The organism is Flavobacterium notoginsengisoli (assembly GCF_042686225.1).
GTDB lineage: Bacteria > Bacteroidota > Bacteroidia > Flavobacteriales > Flavobacteriaceae > Flavobacterium > Flavobacterium notoginsengisoli.
Window position 1 is genome coordinate 50,592 of sequence record NZ_JBHUOT010000014.1, and the last position, 19,084, is coordinate 69,675.

Here is a 19,084-nt window from a genome sequence, read left to right on the forward strand (position 1 = left end):
TACATTAGTAATTCATTCTGTAAATCAGGCGACATTAATACAGTTTTAAATTCAAGATATTACCTAATAATTTTAAGTTTTAGAACCATGAATATATATAAAATCTCTCTGTTCTTAATTTTAGCATTTGCGATTAGCAGCTGCACAGAACAATATGTCTTTCAGAATACCGGTTTTGAAAGTGCTCTTGTGGTTGAAGGAACTATAACAAACGAACTTAAAAACCAGACCATCAGACTTTCACAAGTGTACGAGCTTGAAGAAACTGGTCCAAAACTCGAAAAAGGTGCAAATGTATTTATTTTAGACGATAAGGGAAATGAATATCAATTTGCAGAAAAAGATACGGTTTACGAATCCATAACTCCTTTTAAAGCTGAGCCGGGAAGAAAATATCAGTTAAAAATTAAAACAAGTGCAGGCAAAAACTACACTTCTGATGAACAGGCTTTAACTACTGAAACCAAAATTGATAATGTTACAGCTACCGTAGAAACGGTTAATGGTGAGCGAGGTGTACAAATCAACGTAAATAGTTTTGATCCAACCAATTCTTCAAAATATTACAGATACGAGTATACCGAAACCTATAAAGTTATTGCACCATTATGGAGTCCATTTGAAGCTTTTGTAATTGATGTCCCTGCTGTTCCGGAAGATCCCAGAGAAGGCACTCCCGGCAGTCCTGCATCGGAAAATATCTCAATTGTTCGTAGAACTAAGCAAGTCAGAATCTGCTTCTCTACCAAAAAATCAAACAGCATAATTTTGAATAGTACTAATGCCCTCAGCGAAGATAGAGTACATTTTCCGGTACGTTTTATTAGTAATCAAAATTATATCATTTCACATCGTTATACCATTTTTGTAAAACAATATATTCAAAATTTAGCTGCCCATACTTATTACAAAACTTTAAAAGATTTATCATCTTCAGGAAGTATCCTTTCTCCTAAGCAGCCCGGTTTTTTCTACGGTAATATAAAATCAGTAGAAAATCCTTCAGAAAAAGTTATTGGTTTCTTTGAAGTTTCTGCAGTTTCTTCAGAAAGAATCTACTTTAATTATGAAGATTTATTTCCAAGAGAACCTCTGCCTCCGTATTATGAAAGTGATTGTGAAATGAAAGAATTTGCCGACTGTACGGGAGATCCGCCATGCGCCGCTGTACAATTACGTTCTGTAATCAGGAGTCGCGAATTAATATATTTTTCCGGTTTTTCTCCCTATTTTTTAGTAAAACCTGCTTGTGGTGACTGTACAAAGTTTTCATCTAACATAGTTCCTCCTTTTTGGATAGATTAATTCTTTAAGATGAAACCCCTTTTTTGCATGTTTTACTTCAACAAGAGTTAAATTAGATAAAAACTAAAGGTATTTTTATGCTTTATTTCAAGAAAAAAAATACCTTTAGTATACCTTAAGATAAATTTTAACTCTAAAAAACAACGTTAATGGCTTACACTGTTTTACAAAACACAAGAATCAATACCCAAGATTTCATTTTTACACATCCTGAAACTGTTACTTATCCCGTTCCTCCATTAGTTTCTGCAAGATTTTACACACCGGAAGGAGGTCCGCTTACCTTAAAAATCAGAGCAACTTTATACATTAACTCTGAAGACACAAATAATCCTACTGTTGAGGAACCTACTGAAATAGATGGCACTACTCTACAAATGTTTTATGATTACGATTTTTCTGAAGAAACTCCGGAAAGCTGTGATGTTTGGTATGTTGAAGTTGATTATACTTCTAAAACGGTTGGTAATATTACGGAAGTTCTGTCTTTCTTAAAAGATATTGATCCTGAAACGTCAAGAGGAACTGAGACAAAAGTCACAACTCCATAAAAATTTAAATAAGCTGAAACCATAAATGAAATATCAAAAAAGACATAAACTTATATTTTATTTATGGTTTCCATATCAAAAATAAACCTCTGAATGTCTAAAAACAGTTTCTCAATATTTTTAGTACTATTAATTTTTCCGTTTTTACTTTTTTCACAAAATAAAAATTGTGAGGAAATTATAAAAACTAAAATTAAACTAAAATCTCTTGAATATAAGTCTGAAGATAATTTCAGGAAAGCACAATATTTTTATTCTACAAAAAATTGGGATTCGACTTTAGTCTATTCGATGAAACAATTAAGCTCCTCAAAAAAAACAGCCCTGACAGATTACTGTCACTTATTAAGAGGACTTAGTTTTAGACAATTAAAATTATTCAAAGAAGCTGAAAAAGAGTTTTTATTAATTTCTAAAAAATTCGTTTTCTATAATTATATTGATAATTATTTAGCCTGTAATTACATTGATTTAAAGGAATTTAAAAAAGCAATCCTTCATTTTCAAAAAGTTCTTGAACCTTCTACAGACAACAATGACTGCAATATAAATAGCGTTTATGGCAACCTTGGTATCTGTTATCTTCATTTAAGTCAATTTGATAAAGCAGAATTTTATTTATTAAAAAATTCAGAAATGCTACAAAGTAGTAATGATACATTACCACTTATAAATTCTTATTTTAATATTGCTTCTTTATATTATGAGCAATACAAAGATGCCCAGGCCATTCCTTATTTTAAAGATGCCTATTTATTATCAAAAAAAGTTAAAGATCTAGATACTAAGAGAGTAGCTGCTAAAAACATGGCTGTTGTAGAAGAAAACAGGGGCAATTTTAAAGAAGCTTTATCTTATCGAAAAGAATCTGAACAATGGAAAGATTCATTAAATAATCAAAATAAAGTCTGGGCAGTTGCTGATTTTGAGAAAAAATTTGCTGTCGCTCAAAAACAAAAAGAAATTAAAGTCCTTCAGGTTGAAAATAAACTAAAAAATACGCAACGCAACGGATTCTTTTTTGCTGCAATTGGCTTATTATTACTTTTAACCGGAGGTGTTTATCTGTATGCCCAAAAAGTTAAAAACTCCAAAATCATATTGCTTCAAAAAAATAAACTGGACGAACTCAATGCCACAAAAGATCAATTATTCTCTATTGTAAGTCATGATTTAAGGTCTTCTGTAAATGCATTAAAAACTAGTAATGCAAAATTATCTTCCACATTAGAAACCAAAAATTATGAGGAATTAAATCAACTAATTGTACAAAATAGCGGTATTGCAAATAGTGCTTACAGTTTACTTGATAATTTATTGCATTGGGCTATGTTACAAACCAAACAATTATATTTTCATAAAGAATCGGTGCATTTATATTCTATTGTGCAACAAATTGAATATAATTACAAGCCATTGCTTCTGGACAAAGAAATTACTTTTGAAAATTTGGTTTCAAAAAATATTTTTATCTTCGTAGATCTTGATTCGTTAAAAATTGTACTTCGGAATTTATTAGATAATGCGATTAAGTTTTCTAATGAAAACGGAAAAATTAGTTTTTATACCGAAAATAATGATTCTGATTCCTGTCAACTAATAATTCAGGACAATGGAATTGGAATGAAAAAAGAAACCATCGAAGCATTACTTTCGGATAGCGAGTTACTAACAAAAAAAGATAATTCTGAAATTATTGGTACTGGTTTAGGTTTACAACTATGCAAACAAATGATTCGGAAAAATGATGGTAAATTAGCCATAGAAAGCGATCTTAACAAAGGAACAAAAATGATTTTGACTTTTCCAAAAACAGTAAACAATGGATAATATTCATGTTTTAATTATAGAAGATACGCCAGAGCAAAGTGACGCTCTGGTAAAAGTATTGCTTCAAAACAATTTTACTGTTGCAGGGGTGGCCAGAAACTTTACTGATGCATTAAAACTTTTTTACGAAAACACGGTCGACATCATTATTATAGATGTTTTCTTAGACGGAAAACCAGACGGAATTACCTTTGCTGAATCGATCAATATTATTCCGAATGCTTCAAAACCATTTGTTTTTTTGACAAGTTCTCAGGATCGCCAGATATTTGAACGCGCTAAACTTACAAAACCTTTCAGCTTCCTGATGAAACCTTTTAATGAGCTTGAGATTTTATACGCCATAGAAATGGCTGTTGAGAAATTTTATGCTCAGACAAATGTATTTTTTAGTGAAGAACAAGACACTGTAATCAGCAATGATTTTTTATTTATAAAGAAAAAAAACGCCTTAAAAAAAGTATCCCTAAACGATATTATTTACATTGAAGTCGAAGAACGCTACTGTAATATTATTACCGAAAAAGAAAAGTTTGTCATTCTCATTTCGTTAACTAAAATCAGCGATTTATTAGATAAAAATAAATTCATCAGAACACATCGAAACACTATTGTCAATTCAGATAAAATCGAAGAAATAATTCTGGCTGATAATCTCATTGTCTTAAAAGGTAATCATAAAATAAACCTCAGTGATACTTACAAAGATTTCATAAAAAAGATCAATATTTTATCCTGACAAACTACCAAATCTCCTTTATATACAAGGAGATTTTTTTATTTAAAGAAAAATCTTTCCGCAGATCATTTTATAAAGATTTCATGACATAAAAAAGAGCTTTCATGACATTTTTTAGTCCTTCCGAAAAAATCAAAATTACTTTTACATCTGAAAACAAATAAACAAATAAAAAAGTAATAGTAGATGAGAATCGAACTAACCAGACAACCAGAAATGAAAATTTTAGCTCTCGTAAAAAAAACAATAAATAATCCGTGGATTGGAGTTCTGGTTTCATTAGGAGCTATTATTCCTTCTCTATATAAAATTCTGGATGACATTACCGTAATGAGAATTGAATATATTGTATTGTCAATTGCATTTCCAATTTACATTAGATCGCTGAAAAAGATATTTGACGACATTTTAGATACTTCTGACGATTATTCAGATTAAGATTTTTTGCCCCCATTTTAATCAAGCAATTGCAACCTGAGGCACACGCTTGTTAAAAACCCCAATTCAATCCTCTGAATTGGGTTTTTAAATATTTATCATTTTAGACGCAACCTTTTCAACTTTGAAAGACTATTAATTAGAAACCAAGTTAAAAAGTCGTCAAGATGAAAAATTACATACTAAAAACTGTTGCGCCAATATTTCTGCTTTTTACTTCTTTATTATCCGGATGCGCTTTTGAAGATAACCTTCATAACGAAATTACGCTCGATTCCGGTAAAGCCGGAGCTCCAATTAAAAAAGATTCTGATCTTTATCAGACGTTACAAAAAACAACTGTACAGGAAACAGCACAACAAGCCGAAGAACCTCCATGTGTTGAGTTTATTTATCCGTTAAATTTACGATTATACGATGCTAATCTGAATACAATTGGCATAAAAAGTATAAACAGTGATGCTCAGTTTAGTACCGTCTTAGAAAATCTTTCAGGCGATCAGTCGTTGAGTATCAGTTATCCTATTACCACAACTTTGGCAGACAACACAAAATATGCTGTAAATAATAATGCTGAATTAAATATAGCTCTTAAAAACTGTACAAGAGAAGATATTATTCAATATTGTAATGATATAGTTGTGCCTCCGACTGAAAATCCGACTAAGTTTTTCTGGAGGGTAAAATATGCTGAAACCAATGACAATACTTATTTCAGTGGTAAATTTTCAATAAATCCCGGAAGCAGTTTAGTTTTCTATTACAATAATAAAGAATACAATGGTTCCTGGTTCTTTTTATTTGTTGACGATAAACTGCATTTAAATATAAAACTGGAAGGCGATTCGCAAATTGCAAAATACTGGAGTTTTGATCAGGAAATTGAAATGGAAGGCACTAATATTTTGATAAAAACGCTTCCTAAAAACATTAATCTTGAAATTATGCTAACTCCTCAAAAAGTATATAATATTGGAGATTTTGGTCCTTCAAAAGGAATTGTTTTTTATGACAAAGGCGAATATAGTTTTGGATGGCGTTATATCGAAGTTGCTGCAAAAGATTTAAAAGATTCTGAATGGGGATGTTCTAATTCGTCTATAATTGCTGCACGAAATACAGAATTAGGAAGCGGATATTACAACACCGCCCAAATAGTAAATTACCATGATAATCTAATCAATTATTATTTAAATCCTTCCGTTTGTAATAGCATAAACAACGGAACTGTTTTGGCAAAAGAGGCGACAAAATATACTCAAAACTATTACAATGACTGGTTTTTACCTTCTGTTGATGAATTAGAGCTTATCTATAAAAATCTTTATCTAAAAAACCTGGGAGAACTAACCGATTTCAACTATTGGACTTCTACCGAAACAGATCAGAATTCAGTACGTACCATTAATTTTAAAACGGGAGAAAAAACCACAACGTCAAAAGTGCCTGAAAAAAATACAATCAAAGCCAGAGCAATAAGATACTTTTAAATATCAAAAATAAAAACATTGTATTTCATATATTTAAGAACCATAAACCACTGAATTTTTGAATTTAGACCAGCTCATAAAAGGTTGCATCAGGCAAAACCGAAAATCACAAGAAGAACTTTATAATCTCTATTATAAAAGTCTTTTTGTGATAAGTCTAAAATATTGCCAAAATGAGTCTGAAGCAGAAGACAATCTCCATGATACCTTTATTGAAATATTTACCAACATTAAAAAATTTAAAAATACAGGGAGCTTTGAAGGCTGGATGAAAAGAATTTTAATCAATAAAGCAATCAGCAGATACAAAAATTCTTTTTTTCTGACTCCCATAAAAGATGACAATCCGGAAGAAGTTACACTTAATGAAAATGAACTTGATTTCCCTATAGATTTCCTGCTGTCATTAATACAAGAACTTCCTCATCAATATCGATTGGTTTTCAATTTATATGAACTTGATGGATATAGTCATAAGGAAATTGCCGAAATGCTTTCTATATCTGAAAGTACTTCTAAATCTAATTTACACAGAGCAAAATTAATTCTAAAAGAAAAAATCACTTCAAAAAAATCATTCCATAATTATCAGGCAAACCATGGAAAATAAAAAAGAAATAGGCAAAATATTTAAAGACAGCTTAGAACTATTGGATAAAAGTCCAGGCCATAATGTATGGGCTTCAATCGAAAGTGATTTAAACAAAAAAAGAAAAAGAAGAATTTTGTTCTGGCTTATTCCATCGTTTGTAATAATGGGGCTTGTAAGTTCCTTTTTTCTTTTTGAATCAAAAAATAATCAAAACAAATCATTAAACACTGAACACGAAAACCGTATTGTCACTAAAACAGATAATCAAAAAGAGTCTTTAACTAAGAATAAAACAGTAGCAGATTCTGTTCATGAATCTGTTTCATCAGGCAAAATAACTACGAAAAAAACAATTGGAAATTCAAGCGAAACAAAAACAACAATCAGGAAAAGCAGAACCGAAAAACTTGTAAATCAATCTTCAAAACTCATTACTACAACCGACGAATATGAGGAATATGAAGTAGTAAAGAAGTATAAGGTGATTATTCGAAAAAACAAAACGGTTACCACTACTAAAAAGTCCAGTTTTGTTTCAAAAAAACCAAATTCTCTTGCAGCAAAATCAAACATCATTGCTGAAAAATCAAATAAAAGTTCAAAAAAAGCAAGATCTCAAACTGTAAAAAAGCAGCAAAAAAATAATGTTTCAAAAAATAAAACAAAGAAAGTTTCAACTCAAAAAAAACAAAGTATTCCTAGTGTTTCAGAAGAAACCAAACCTCTAAAAACCAAAGATCCGAAAAAAAATAATAGTCCTAAAATTACAGCTAAAGAAAGTCCGGAAAATTTAGAAACAGTCAAAAAAGACACTATTAACATTCTCAAACAGGAGAAAAAAACAACGCCTAAAAGAGAATACATCAAAAGAGAATATCCGGAACAGACAAACGAAAATGAACCTGAATACTCTGTTTCTGTTTTTTATGGACCAGCTGTTTTTGGTTCTTTGTCCGGAAAATCGACAATTAATGAATCTTTTAATGAGATCTCCAAAAGTCATCCTGTAACTTCTCATTACGGATTTTACTTTAAGTCTATGTATGGAAAATACGGTTTTAGAGCAGGTATTTCTAAAATCAGTTTAAAGATCTCAAATCATATTAACAATCAGTCCACTATAAATTATGACAATATGGTTTTAACAAATGATGATATCTATAGTGTTATGGCCAATGACGAAGATATTCGATTAGTCCAAAAAATATCGTATTATGAAATTCCACTGGAGTTTAATTATGCCATAAAAAAAGATGATACTCCTTATGGAATAGAAGCTTTTACAGGGGTTAGCGCATTGATTTCAGAAGCGAATCAATTATATCTTTCTTCCAATAATTTAAAAAGTGAAAGAATTGGCTCAACTAAAAATCTGAACAAAATGAATCTCTCTTTTAATTTAGGATTAGGTTTCAATTATAAATTAACAGAAAAATTTCAATTGGATTTCAATCCGATATTTAAATACTATCTTACTACATTTAAGGACAATAAGGATCCAAAACCGTATAGTTTTTCTATTCAGTCTGGTGTAACTTATAAATTTTAAAAAATAAAATAATCTTTTTTGTAACTTTTTTGATGCTCTTTACGTATAACCATTTGTACACTTTAAAAATAGGGAGACAACAACATGAGACAACTTAAAATCACCAAGCAGGTAACTAATCGTGAAACTGCATCGTTAGATAAATATCTACAAGAAATTGGAAAAGTTGACCTAATTACCGCTGATGAAGAGGTAGAATTAGCACAAAGAATAAAGGCTGGTGATCAAAGAGCTTTAGAAAAACTAACAAAAGCCAACCTACGTTTCGTAGTATCGGTGGCTAAACAATATCAAAATCAAGGATTAACTCTTCCGGATTTAATTAATGAAGGAAACTTAGGTTTAATTAAAGCGGCTCAACGTTTTGATGAGACTCGTGGTTTTAAATTCATTTCTTACGCTGTATGGTGGATTCGTCAATCGATTCTTCAGGCTTTGGCTGAACAATCCCGTATTGTACGTTTACCATTAAATAAAATTGGTTCTATCAATAAAATCAACAAAATGTATGCTTTATTAGAGCAATCTAACGAGCGTCCGCCTTCTGCTGAGGAAATTGCAAAAGAACTTGACATGACTGTAAACGACGTAAAAGAGTCTATGAAAAACTCTGGACGTCACCTATCTATGGATGCACCTCTTGTTGAAGGTGAAGATTCTAACCTTTATGACGTATTACGTTCTGGTGAATCTCCAAATCCGGATAGAGAATTAATTCACGAATCACTTCGTACTGAAATCGAGCGTTCTTTAGAAACATTAACACCAAGAGAGGCTGATGTAGTTCGTTTGTATTTTGGTCTTGGCGATCAGCACCCAATGACTCTAGAAGAAATTGGAGAAACTTTCGACCTAACTCGTGAGCGTGTTCGTCAGATTAAAGAAAAAGCAATCCGTAGATTGAAACACACTTCCAGAAGTAAAATCCTTAAAACTTATTTAGGATAAACAATATTTGTTTCAAGTTTAAGGTTTCAGGTTGCTTCTCGTAACTTGAAACAGGAAAACATTGAAACCTTTGTAACGCAAACAACAGTTTGATTGACTGTTCGTTTTTTGATTGATGATTGAAACTCCGGCTGATTACCGGAGTTTTTTATTTTTTACTGAAAAGCTTTTTACCGCAAAGAAGCAAAGGATAACGCAAAGTTTGTAAAGAAAAGCAACATGAAACTTTTCATAGAAGCATTCGAAGATCTCAAAGCTTTGTGAACTTTTGGTTACTTACTAACACGTACTTCGTGAACTTTGCGAAAAAACTTTGCGAACTTTGCGTTATTTATTAAACAAAAAACCTTGCGAACTTTGCGCAAATCTTAGCGAACTTTGCGGTTAAACTTTATCTTTGTAAAAAAACAACACACTACACTACAATGAAAAATACATTTATTGCTCCTTCTGTACTTGCAGCCGATTTTGCTAATTTACAGCGTGATATAGAAATGATTAATATCAGCCAAGCTGATTGGTTTCATATCGATATTATGGATGGAGTTTTTGTTCCGAATATCTCTTTTGGAATGCCTGTTTTAGAAGCCATTTCAAAACATGCCAAAAAATATATTGATGTTCATTTAATGATTGTCGATCCAGATCGTTACATCAAAACTTTCGCCGATTTAGGAGCAAACGGATTAACGGTTCACTACGAAGCCTGCACGCACTTACACAGAACACTTCAGGCTATTAAAGCGGAAGGAATGAAAGCTGGAGTAGCAATGAACCCTCACACTAATGTTGATCTCTTAGAAGACGTTATAAACGATATTGATGTTGTTTGCATTATGAGTGTGAATCCTGGATTTGGCGGACAATCATTTATCGAGAATACTTACGACAAAGTAAAAAAACTGAAAGCATTAATTACACGCAAAAATGCTTCAACTCTAATTGAAATTGATGGCGGAGTGACCAGCAAAAACGCCAAGCAATTAGTAGAAGCCGGTGCAGATGTTTTAGTTGCAGGAAGCTTTGTTTTTAAAGCCGAAAATCAAATTGAAACGATTGCTGAATTAAAAGCTCTTACTGCTTTTTAATTCTATATAAAATGACAAGCCGAAGAAATCTTCGGCTTTTTTTTACTTTCTGCAAATCAGATTAATTTTCAAAAACCTTACTCCTTCTATATGCTGTCAAACTAATAGTGTTGTGTTTTTTGAAAAATTTATTGAGATGACTTTCATCAGAAAAACCAAATTCTGCAGCAATTTCATTTATTCTCATATCACTAAAACTTAAGCGATGTTCGATCAATCGAATTTTATAATTTGAAATAAATGACTGAATCGTTTCTCCACAATGATTTTTAAAATAACTTCCCAAATATGTATCAGATATATCAAATTCGGATGCAATTACTGAAACTTTTATTTTTTGAGGCAAGAAAATATTCGCCTGAATATAGTTAATGATTTCCAAAATTCGTTTATCGGCATTCTCTTTTACACCAGACGGTTTTATTTTGGCAATATTTCTGGCAGCAATTACGATAAGAGCATTCACATAATGCGTAATTAAATCTTCATCATAAATATCCTTATTTTTTGCAGCATGAAGTAATGAATCTGAGATTGATTTAACCAAAAACTCATCTTCTTTTCGTTTCAAGATACAACCTGATAAGTGCGTTGCATAATATAACAAACACTCCATATGATCAATACTTTTAGATCTGTACTCTCTTACATATTCACTATTAAGCTTTACCAATAAAAACTCTGTTGTTGTAGTAATTTCAAATGAATAATGGTCATTTGGCGTTAGAAGCATTAAATTTCCTTTTTGATAGGATATTGCATTTCCGTTAATCCGAAGAAATCCTGTTCCAGAAATAACATAAACCATCTGAAAAAAACTAAGATGCGATTTTACCAGCGGACATTCATCCACCTTTTCATAAATCACTTCAACCGATTGATGCATATTTTCTTTTTTCATATCGCAAAAGTACTTTTTTACCCTTTTTTTATACTGATAAAAAGAATTAATTCAGTTTATTTTTGACAAAAACATTCAAAAATGAAACAAAAATTTTACACCCGAAAAAACACAATAGTCTTAACCGCCATTTGTCTCGCCACATTAATGTTTTCTCTCGAAATTTCCAGTGTACCTGTAATACTTCCTACGCTTGAAAAAATACTAAATGCTAATCTAAAAGACATGCAGTGGATTATGAACATCTATACCATAGGCTGCACCAGTGTTTTAATGGCAACAGGAACTCTAGCAGATCGATATGGCCGAAAACGAATTTTAATTATTACCTTGATTTTATTTGCCATTTCCTCTTTAGTTTGTGGTATTGCAGAAAATGTGTCCGTTTTAATCATCAGCCGATTTTTTCAAGGAATTAGCGGAGGAGCAATGTTAATTTGCCAAGTCGCAGCCCTTTCACATCAATTCCAGGAAGGAAAAGAGCGAAGTAAAGCTTTCAGCATTTGGGGAGTTATTCTTGGCATTGGCTTGGGATTTGGTCCAATTATAGGTGGTACAATCGTAGCACTTCTATCCTGGCAATGGGTCTTTTTAATACATGTACCAATAGCTGTTTTGGCTGTAATTCTTGTTTACGGATATGTTGATGAATCTAAAGATCCTGATATTAAAAAATTAGACATCTGGGGAATGCTTACTTTATCTGTCTCTGTTTTTGGATTAACCTATTTTATTACACAAGGTCCAGATCTCGGTTTTACAAGTCCAATAGCGTTGAGCAGTATAATTATTACTATAATAAGTTTCATCCTGTTTTTATGGATCGAAAAAAGAATTTCGCATCCAATGTTTGACTTTTTAATATTCAAAATACGGAATTTTTCCGGAGCAATTTTTGGCTCGATTGGTATGAATTTCAGCTTTTGGCCTTTTATTATTTATTTACCTATTTATTTTCAAAGCTATTTAGGATATGATGTGGTCACGGTTGGTCTTTCTTTATTAGCCTACACTCTCCCTACTCTAGTGATTCCTCCTTTAGCAGAATATCTTTCGGTTCGATATCGTTCAGGAATTGTTATTCCTTTAGGTTTATTTGTGATTGGACTAGGTTTTATTTTTATGAGATTTGGCGCAATGGCAGAACACGCGAGCTGGCTGACAATGCTTCCCGGTTCTTTACTAGCCGGAATTGGATTAGGTTTAACCAATACACCTGTAACCAACACAACAACTGGCTCTGTTTCTAGTAATCGCGCAGGAATTGCTTCGGGAATAGATATGAGCGCCAGATTAATTACTCTATCGATCAATATTGCTGTAATGGGATTTTTATTAGTCGAAGGAATTTCTTTTTATTTAAACACTGCTTTTGCTGGATCTATCAACACAAAGACATTACGTTCTATTGCAGAAAAAATAGCTGCAGGAAACTTCTCGTCTCTTCATCAGGATTTTCCTGAGCTTGCCCAATTAGATTCGTCTGGAATTATTGTACACAATGCACTTTCTCATGGTTTTGAGATTGTACTTTTATATGGCGGATTAGGTGTCTGGATTTTGGCAATTATCAGTTTTATGACATTCAACCTTAAAAGCAAGCAAAAGCATTTTTAACTTAAAAGTCTTTACTACTTTTTAAATTTTTCAAATTTGGAAAGAAGTCAATTCCAGTCATTTTTTCTAAAGTCTCAATCGGAACTACAAAGTCATAAATCGATTTGTCGCTTTTTTCATTTGGAACTAAAAAGGCAATAGCTTTGTGCTCTTTATCAGATTTAGCTAAAACAATTTTATAAAAATATTTAGGAACAGCAACTTTTTCTGTTCCTATTTTTTTGTCTGAATCTTTTGGAATCCCTCCAGTCACCACATAAATATCACTGTATTTTTCAGCCCAGTAACGTGTTTTCTGCTCTAGCCTGTTCCAGATTCCGGAATTAAATTCTTTTTTCTGAGGTGAAATATTCGAAGTATAAAAAGTATCAGTATAAGCATCTTTACTGAATTCCATATCTCCGGCCGGACAAAGATGTCCTTTATCATAACCCGATTTTTTATAATTTCTCCAGTCTGCAGAACCTGTGGTTACTTTCGGATCTTCAATAAAATAGGGCCTTTTAAAATCGTTGTTTTTCAAATACTCTTTTTTCAATTCATAAGCCACCCATTCTGCCTGCTCAAACTTCTCATTGTATGAAAGTGTATAATATTGGTGTTTTACAATTTGTTTTGTGGTTGAAGTAGGAAGATAGGCAATGTTGTACAAAGAATCTGTACTACTTGAATTTCCTTTAAAAGAAACTACTTCAGAAGTATCTATACTTTCTTTTTCTACAATTTCCTTTTTACAAGAAAGCAATACAAAACACGCAAAAATTAAACTTAAACAGCCTTTCATAATTATAATTTTAGAAGCTAAACTTACAAAAAAACGCTCCATAAATTCAAAATTTATAGAGCGTTTTTAAACAAATTAAATTCTTTTAGAACTTAAGACTTCACTAGTTTATCCTTTTTCATTTTAGGAGAAACATTATTATTTTTAACCAAACCTTTTGGTTGTAAATCATCCAAAACATTTAAAGCTTCTTCAACATAAATATCTTTCGCTAAAGCTTGGTGCCATGCATCTCTTTTTTCTTTTAAAGAAGCATCAGCCTTAGTTTCAGCATCTTCATAAGGAAGTGATTTGAAAACCAGATCATTTTTATAATCTAAGATTGGTTTGTATTTTTTACCTTCATTTTCAACCTGCTCCTGAGTTGCTTTAAAGCTCTGGATGTTCAGGCTATAAGTATTCTCTTTATTCTTAACATCAATCCATTTTGCATTATCATCAATCAATTTGAATTGAGCATTTTGAGCAATTCTGTTTTTACTATTATTAATTGCTCTCGAAAAATTCTCGCTAGAAGTCCACGTACTGTAATCAGCCGGATCAATTTTATCCCAAGGCATCGCATTGTCAATATCTCTCTCACCCATTTTCAAGTAAGCATAACGATCTGGCATCACAACATCACTATGAACACCTTCTAATTGGGTAGAACCTCCATTAATTCTATAGAATTTTTGCCCTGTAATTTTCAAAGCTCCAAGATCTCCGTAATTTGCGTTACGAACAAATTGATTCAAATCTAATACATTTTGTACAGTTCCTTTACCATAAGTTTGTTTACTTCCAATAATTACACCACGTTTGTAATCCTGAATTGCAGCTGCCAAAATCTCAGATGCCGAAGCAGAAAAACTGTTTACCATGATAACCAATGGACCATCCCATTCGATTTTTTTATCTTTGTCGTATAAAACTTCTTTCTTTTTACCAGCCGATTTAACCTGAACAATTGGTCCTTCTTCAATAAATAAACCAGCAATATCAACTACTGTCGAAAGAGATCCTCCACCATCATCACGAACGTCTAAAACAATTCCGTTGATGTTTTCTTTTTTCAGTCTTTCTACTTCAAGCGCGATATCTTTTCCAGCATCACGTCCGTCTTTATTTTCAAAATCGATGTAAAATTTAGGAAGATAAATTACTCCATATTTTAAACCGTTTTTCTCCACAATACTAGATTTAGCATACGTTTCTTCAATCTCAACAACATCACGAATAATTGAAATCACTTTGATTGAACCGTCCACTTTTTTCACAGTAAGTTTCACTTCAGTTCCTTTATGACCTTTGATTTTTTTAACAACATCATCCAAACGCATTCCAACAACATCAACAGGCTCTTCATTTCCTTGGGCTACTTTCAAGATTAAATCTCCAGCTTCTAATTGTTTTCCTTTCCATGCTGGACCTCCAGAAATCAACTCGTCAATTTGAGTAAAGTCGTTTTTCTTCGTCAAACGAGCTCCGATACCTTCCAATTTACCACTGATGTTGACATCAAAACGGTCTTTTTCTTCAGGTGCAAAATAACTTGTATGCGGGTCAAAACGTGCCATGATAGAGTTCAAATAAACAGAGAACCAATATTCTCTATTCAAATCTTTAATCACGCTGAAATTATCATCTAAAGATTTTAATGAACTTTCACGAGTTTCTTTTTCTAAAGTTTCAAAAGATTTTTCTTTGTAAGCTGCATCTTTTTTCTTCTTTTCTTCTTCAATTTTTTGTTTCGTTACCAAAGAAGAAAGCGTAGATAATTTGATTTGTTTTCTCCATCTTTCATTAAGCTCTGTTAAGTTTTTTGCATACGGAATGTTCTCATAATCTGCATTAAAAGTTTCATCAACATTATAATTAAAAGGCTGTGCCAAAATCGTTTTATAACGTTTTTTACTTTCTTCCATACGCTTCATCAACCTTGTATAAGTCAGGTTGAAAAAAGTAATATCCTTATTCAAAAACTGATCGTCAAGCATTAATTCATACTGCTTAAACTCATCAATATCAGACTGCATAAAGAATCTTTTTGAAGGATCTAATGCATCAATATAATCTTTAAAAATACCTTTTGAGAATTCATCATTTATTTCGGCTGGGCTGTAATGTCCTTTTTCAATAACAAATGCTAATAATTCTAAAAGTGTTTTATCTCTGTTCGGATCAGGGTCGATTGTCCTATCAGCATTCATCTTAAATGCAAATAATGTAAGCGATAAGCACAATACGGCTATGAGTATCTTATAATTTCTTTTCATAAACTTTATAATAGCATTCATCAATTTTTTTATCTAAGTTACGTTAAAAACTATGCCACGAGAGCTAACGTCACGATAATTTTTTGTTAAAGATATAAAAATGTTTAATTCGCAAAAAAGTTCTTTACCTTAGTTGACAAATTTTACAATATTTGTGACTTATCTCAGGAAATACACCACTAAATTTGTTTTTAAAATCTTACAATTGTTAAAATTACACATAAAATCCACAAAATGAAAATCCAAAAACCTTTAATATTGGTAACCAACGACGACGGTATTTTAGCACCCGGAATACGAGCCCTTATCAGCGTCATGGAAACAATTGGAGAAGTAATCGTTGTTGCTCCAGACAAACCGCAAAGCGCAATGGGACATGCCATAACCATCAATAACACTTTATTTCTAGATAAAATTTCTAAAGATGACGACGCAATTGCAGAATACAGCTGTTCCGGAACTCCTGTAGATTGTGTAAAACTGGCAGTAAACGAAATCCTGAAACGCAAACCAGATTTATGTGTCTCTGGCATTAATCATGGATCCAATTCTTCTATCAATGTCATTTATTCCGGAACCATGAGTGCCGCTGTCGAGGCTGGAATAGAAGGCATTCAGGCCATTGGTTTTTCCCTTTTAGACTTTGATTGGAATGCCGATTTCGAACCTATAAAATCCTTTGTTAAAAGAATAACTTTAGAAACTCTGGAAAATAAATTACCACCAGGAGTTGTTTTAAACGTAAACTTTCCAAAACTAAAGGAGTCTGAAATTAAAGGCATTAAAGTCTGTCGTCAAGCGAAAGCCTATTACGCACAAAAATTTGATAAAAGACAAACCCCTTTTGGAAAAGATTATTACTGGCTTGCCGGAAAATTTGTCAATGAAGATCAAGGCGAAGATACAGATGAATGGGCATTGGCAAATGGCTATATTTCAGTAGTTCCTGTACAATTTGATTTAACGGCACACCACACAATTCAACAACTTAACACCTGGAAATTAAATGGCTAAAGAAATACTTATTGGATTTTTAATTGGCATTTTTACTGCGCTTTTAGGCAGTTATTTGTTTATTACTTTTTTCACAACATTTGATCTTTCGTCTGGAATACATATCATTAAACAAAAAGGATATCTTGGAAAAATCATCACTTTAGGAACACTTTTAGATCTTGCCGTTTTCGCTATTCTTTTAAAAAGAAATAAAGAATTTATGGCTCGAGGCGTAATTTTAGCCGTGATTGTATTGGCCATTTCTACATTAGTTTTATAAACCTTATCTTTGTTCTGTTACAATTTTAGCACTATTTTCAAAAAAACCAACATGAAGTATTACATAATTGCAGGTGAAGCCTCCGGAGATTTACACGGTTCTAACTTAATGAAAGCATTATATGTCGAAGATCCACAGGCAGAAATTCGATTTTGGGGTGGCGATTTAATGCAAAAAGCCGGCGGAACTCTTGTAAAACATTACCGTGATTTGGCTTTTATGGGCTTTATTGAAGTGGTTTTCAATTTAAAAACCATTTTAAATAATATTAAAATCTGCAAAAAAGACATTTCAGAATTTAAACCTGATGTCATCATTTTTATTGATTATCCTGGTTTTAATATGCGAATTGCGAAATGGGCAAAAGAATTAGGATACAAAACGCATTATTATATTTCTCCTCAAATTTGGGCTTGGAAAGAAAACCGCATCAAAGCCATCAAACAAGATGTCGATAAAATGTATGTAATTCTTCCTTTTGAAAAAAGTTTCTACGAAGACAAACATCATTTTCCTGTAGATTTTGTTGGACATCCTTTAATAGATGCTATTCAAAATCAGCCTGCATTTGATGAAAATTTATTTAGAAAAGAAAACAATTTAGGCGAAAAACCAATAATCGCCGTTTTACCAGGAAGCCGTAAACAGGAAATTACCAAAATGCTTAGCGTAATGCTTAGCGTGGTTGATGATTTTCAGGATTACGAATTTGTAATTGCAGGCGCTCCTAGTCAGGAATACGAATTCTATCAGCAGTTCTTAAAAAATAAGAATATAGCATTTGTTTCTAATAAGACTTACGATTTATTGCGTTCTTCAACTGCAGCTTTGGTAACTTCAGGAACCGCTACTCTCGAAACAGCTCTTTTCAAAGTACCTGAAGTAGTTTGCTATAAGGGAAGTGAAATTTCATACCAAATTGCGAAACGTATTATTACTTTAAAATACATTTCTCTGGTAAATTTAATTATGGATCAGGAAGTCGTAACTGAATTGATTCAGGGAGATTGCAATAAAAAACGAATCAAAGAAGAACTTCAAAAATTATTAGAGCCTAGTCATCGCAATAAAGTGCTACAAAATTACGATATATTAGAACAAAAACTTGGCGGAGTTGGTGCAAGCAAAAACACTGCAAAACTCATAGTTGCCGATTTAAAAAATGCTTAAATAATCTATTTTGAAAAAAGTACTTCTTTTTCTGCTTTTGACTGTTGCTTTTACTTCTTGTAAATCGACTTCAAATGCCGTGAGCAAAAACGAATCCAAAAAAGAAAACAGGAATCTGGTTAATAATTTAATAGAAAAAGCAACAGATAATATTGGCGTTCGCTACAAAGCCGGAGGTACTACAAAAAGCGGTTTTGATTGTTCCGGATTAGTTTACACCACTTTTCAAAGTGAAAACATATCATTGCCAAGGGCTTCTTACGAACAGGCAAAAATTGGAAAAGTAATTTCCTTAAATGATGCGAGAAAAGGCGATTTAATTTTCTTTAAAACCAATAAAAGCAGACAAATTAATCATGTTGGTTTAATCACAGAAGTCAATTCTGATGAAGTGAAATTTGTGCATTCTTCTACTTCTAAAGGCGTAATAATTTCATCTACTAAAGAACCATATTACAAAAATTCTTTTGAGCAAGTCAATAGAATCCTCAATTAAACAATTTAATTGATTTTATTATTTTTCTTACAAATTTTTAATACTTTTAGTG

18 protein-coding genes are annotated in these 19,084 nt (G+C 32.0%); 15 read left to right on the forward strand and 3 right to left on the reverse strand.

Features of this window, described 5'->3' with window-relative positions; genetic code table 11:
* Positions 1–87: 87 nt before the first annotated feature.
* From ACFS3A_RS24190 to rpe, 10 genes are all read left to right on the forward strand, one after another.
* The gene (locus ACFS3A_RS24190; RefSeq protein ID WP_379828125.1) at positions 88–1,305 is read left to right on the forward strand and encodes a DUF4249 domain-containing protein; all 1,218 of its coding nucleotides are present in this window, start codon (positions 88–90) and stop codon (positions 1,303–1,305) included.
* Positions 1,306–1,454: 149 nt separating this feature from the next.
* On the forward strand, positions 1,455–1,856 hold the full coding sequence (locus ACFS3A_RS24195; RefSeq protein ID WP_379828126.1) for a hypothetical protein: 402 nt from the start codon (positions 1,455–1,457) through the stop codon (positions 1,854–1,856).
* A gap of 93 nt (positions 1,857–1,949) precedes the next feature.
* Positions 1,950–3,686 carry an ATP-binding protein gene (locus ACFS3A_RS24200; protein ID WP_379828127.1) on the forward strand — a complete coding sequence of 579 codons (1,737 nt, stop codon included), beginning with the start codon at positions 1,950–1,952 and terminating at the stop codon, positions 3,684–3,686.
* A complete protein-coding gene (locus ACFS3A_RS24205) occupies positions 3,679–4,425 on the forward strand; it encodes a LytR/AlgR family response regulator transcription factor (RefSeq protein ID WP_379828128.1) in 747 nt (248 codons plus the stop codon). Before ACFS3A_RS24200 ends, ACFS3A_RS24205 begins: the two co-directional genes overlap by 8 nt.
* A 186-nt stretch (positions 4,426–4,611) precedes the next feature.
* Positions 4,612–4,863, forward strand: coding sequence for a hypothetical protein (locus tag ACFS3A_RS24210; protein ID WP_379828129.1), 252 nt, complete (start codon positions 4,612–4,614; stop codon positions 4,861–4,863).
* Positions 4,864–5,030: 167 nt separating this feature from the next.
* Positions 5,031–6,353 (forward strand): hypothetical protein, encoded by a 1,323-nt coding sequence (locus ACFS3A_RS24215; protein WP_379828130.1) that lies wholly within the window; start codon positions 5,031–5,033, stop codon positions 6,351–6,353.
* Positions 6,354–6,411: 58 nt separating this feature from the next.
* Entirely contained in the window at positions 6,412–6,963 is a 552-nt protein-coding gene (locus ACFS3A_RS24220; RefSeq protein ID WP_379828131.1) for an RNA polymerase sigma factor, read from the forward strand.
* Positions 6,953–8,494, forward strand: coding sequence for a hypothetical protein (locus ACFS3A_RS24225; RefSeq protein WP_379828132.1), 1,542 nt, complete (start codon positions 6,953–6,955; stop codon positions 8,492–8,494). The genes ACFS3A_RS24220 and ACFS3A_RS24225 overlap by 11 nt, the downstream gene beginning before the upstream one ends.
* Before the next feature lie 84 nt (positions 8,495–8,578).
* Complete coding sequence (locus ACFS3A_RS24230) at positions 8,579–9,442, forward strand: sigma-70 family RNA polymerase sigma factor (RefSeq protein WP_007804760.1); 864 nt, start codon at positions 8,579–8,581, stop codon at positions 9,440–9,442.
* A 425-nt stretch (positions 9,443–9,867) separates the two neighbouring features.
* Positions 9,868–10,530: a ribulose-phosphate 3-epimerase gene (gene rpe / locus ACFS3A_RS24235; RefSeq protein WP_379828133.1), complete on the forward strand. Its 663-nt coding sequence runs from the start codon at positions 9,868–9,870 to the stop codon at positions 10,528–10,530.
* A 61-nt stretch (positions 10,531–10,591) separates the two neighbouring features.
* Here the strand turns inward: rpe and ACFS3A_RS24240 are convergent, their stop codons facing one another.
* Positions 10,592–11,431 carry a helix-turn-helix domain-containing protein gene (locus tag ACFS3A_RS24240; RefSeq protein ID WP_379828134.1) on the reverse strand — a complete coding sequence of 280 codons (840 nt, stop codon included), beginning with the start codon at positions 11,429–11,431 and terminating at the stop codon, positions 10,592–10,594.
* An 81-nt stretch (positions 11,432–11,512) separates the two neighbouring features.
* On the opposite strand from ACFS3A_RS24240, the gene ACFS3A_RS24245 reads away from it, so the two are divergent.
* Complete coding sequence (locus ACFS3A_RS24245) at positions 11,513–13,048, forward strand: MFS transporter (protein ID WP_379828135.1); 1,536 nt, start codon at positions 11,513–11,515, stop codon at positions 13,046–13,048.
* Between the two features lies 1 nt (position 13,049).
* Here the strand turns inward: ACFS3A_RS24245 and ACFS3A_RS24250 are convergent, their stop codons facing one another.
* Positions 13,050–13,874: a DNA/RNA non-specific endonuclease gene (locus ACFS3A_RS24250; protein ID WP_379828136.1), complete on the reverse strand. Its 825-nt coding sequence runs from the start codon at positions 13,872–13,874 to the stop codon at positions 13,050–13,052.
* Between the two features lie 50 nt (positions 13,875–13,924).
* Positions 13,925–16,111, reverse strand: a complete 2,187-nt coding sequence (locus ACFS3A_RS24255) for a carboxy terminal-processing peptidase (protein WP_379828137.1) — start codon at positions 16,109–16,111, stop codon at positions 13,925–13,927.
* A 213-nt stretch (positions 16,112–16,324) separates the two neighbouring features.
* On the opposite strand from ACFS3A_RS24255, the gene surE reads away from it, so the two are divergent.
* From surE to ACFS3A_RS24275, 4 genes are read left to right on the forward strand one after another with little or no spacing between them, the layout of a single operon-like run.
* Positions 16,325–17,104 (forward strand): 5'/3'-nucleotidase SurE, encoded by a 780-nt coding sequence (gene surE / locus ACFS3A_RS24260; protein WP_379828138.1) that lies wholly within the window; start codon positions 16,325–16,327, stop codon positions 17,102–17,104.
* Positions 17,097–17,366: a hypothetical protein gene (locus ACFS3A_RS24265; protein ID WP_379828139.1), complete on the forward strand. Its 270-nt coding sequence runs from the start codon at positions 17,097–17,099 to the stop codon at positions 17,364–17,366. Before surE ends, ACFS3A_RS24265 begins: the two co-directional genes overlap by 8 nt.
* Positions 17,367–17,417: 51 nt before the next feature.
* Positions 17,418–18,536 (forward strand): lipid-A-disaccharide synthase, encoded by a 1,119-nt coding sequence (gene lpxB, locus ACFS3A_RS24270; protein ID WP_379828140.1) that lies wholly within the window; start codon positions 17,418–17,420, stop codon positions 18,534–18,536.
* A 10-nt stretch (positions 18,537–18,546) separates the two neighbouring features.
* The gene (locus tag ACFS3A_RS24275) at positions 18,547–19,032 is read left to right on the forward strand and encodes a C40 family peptidase (RefSeq protein WP_379828141.1); all 486 of its coding nucleotides are present in this window, start codon (positions 18,547–18,549) and stop codon (positions 19,030–19,032) included.
* Positions 19,033–19,084: the final 52 nt, after the last annotated feature.

Bases quoted from the DNA above. Each gene is read 5' to 3' on its own strand.
- ACFS3A_RS24190 (WP_379828125.1), top strand. From the start codon at position 88: ATGAATATATATAAAATCTCTCTGTTCTTAATTTTAGCATTTGCGATT.
- ACFS3A_RS24195 (WP_379828126.1), top strand. From the start codon at position 1,455: ATGGCTTACACTGTTTTACAAAACACAAGAATCAATACCCAAGATTTC.
- ACFS3A_RS24200 (WP_379828127.1), top strand. From the start codon at position 1,950: ATGTCTAAAAACAGTTTCTCAATATTTTTAGTACTATTAATTTTTCCG.
- ACFS3A_RS24205 (WP_379828128.1), top strand. From the start codon at position 3,679: ATGGATAATATTCATGTTTTAATTATAGAAGATACGCCAGAGCAAAGT.
- ACFS3A_RS24210 (WP_379828129.1), top strand. From the start codon at position 4,612: ATGAGAATCGAACTAACCAGACAACCAGAAATGAAAATTTTAGCTCTC.
- ACFS3A_RS24215 (WP_379828130.1), top strand. From the start codon at position 5,031: ATGAAAAATTACATACTAAAAACTGTTGCGCCAATATTTCTGCTTTTT.
- ACFS3A_RS24225 (WP_379828132.1), top strand. From the start codon at position 6,953: ATGGAAAATAAAAAAGAAATAGGCAAAATATTTAAAGACAGCTTAGAA.
- ACFS3A_RS24230 (WP_007804760.1), top strand. From the start codon at position 8,579: ATGAGACAACTTAAAATCACCAAGCAGGTAACTAATCGTGAAACTGCA.
- rpe (WP_379828133.1), top strand. From the start codon at position 9,868: ATGAAAAATACATTTATTGCTCCTTCTGTACTTGCAGCCGATTTTGCT.
- ACFS3A_RS24240 (WP_379828134.1), bottom strand. From the start codon at position 11,431: ATGAAAAAAGAAAATATGCATCAATCGGTTGAAGTGATTTATGAAAAG.
- ACFS3A_RS24245 (WP_379828135.1), top strand. From the start codon at position 11,513: ATGAAACAAAAATTTTACACCCGAAAAAACACAATAGTCTTAACCGCC.
- ACFS3A_RS24250 (WP_379828136.1), bottom strand. From the start codon at position 13,874: ATGGAGCGTTTTTTTGTAAGTTTAGCTTCTAAAATTATAATTATGAAA.
- ACFS3A_RS24255 (WP_379828137.1), bottom strand. From the start codon at position 16,111: ATGAATGCTATTATAAAGTTTATGAAAAGAAATTATAAGATACTCATA.
- surE (WP_379828138.1), top strand. From the start codon at position 16,325: ATGAAAATCCAAAAACCTTTAATATTGGTAACCAACGACGACGGTATT.
- ACFS3A_RS24265 (WP_379828139.1), top strand. From the start codon at position 17,097: ATGGCTAAAGAAATACTTATTGGATTTTTAATTGGCATTTTTACTGCG.
- lpxB (WP_379828140.1), top strand. From the start codon at position 17,418: ATGAAGTATTACATAATTGCAGGTGAAGCCTCCGGAGATTTACACGGT.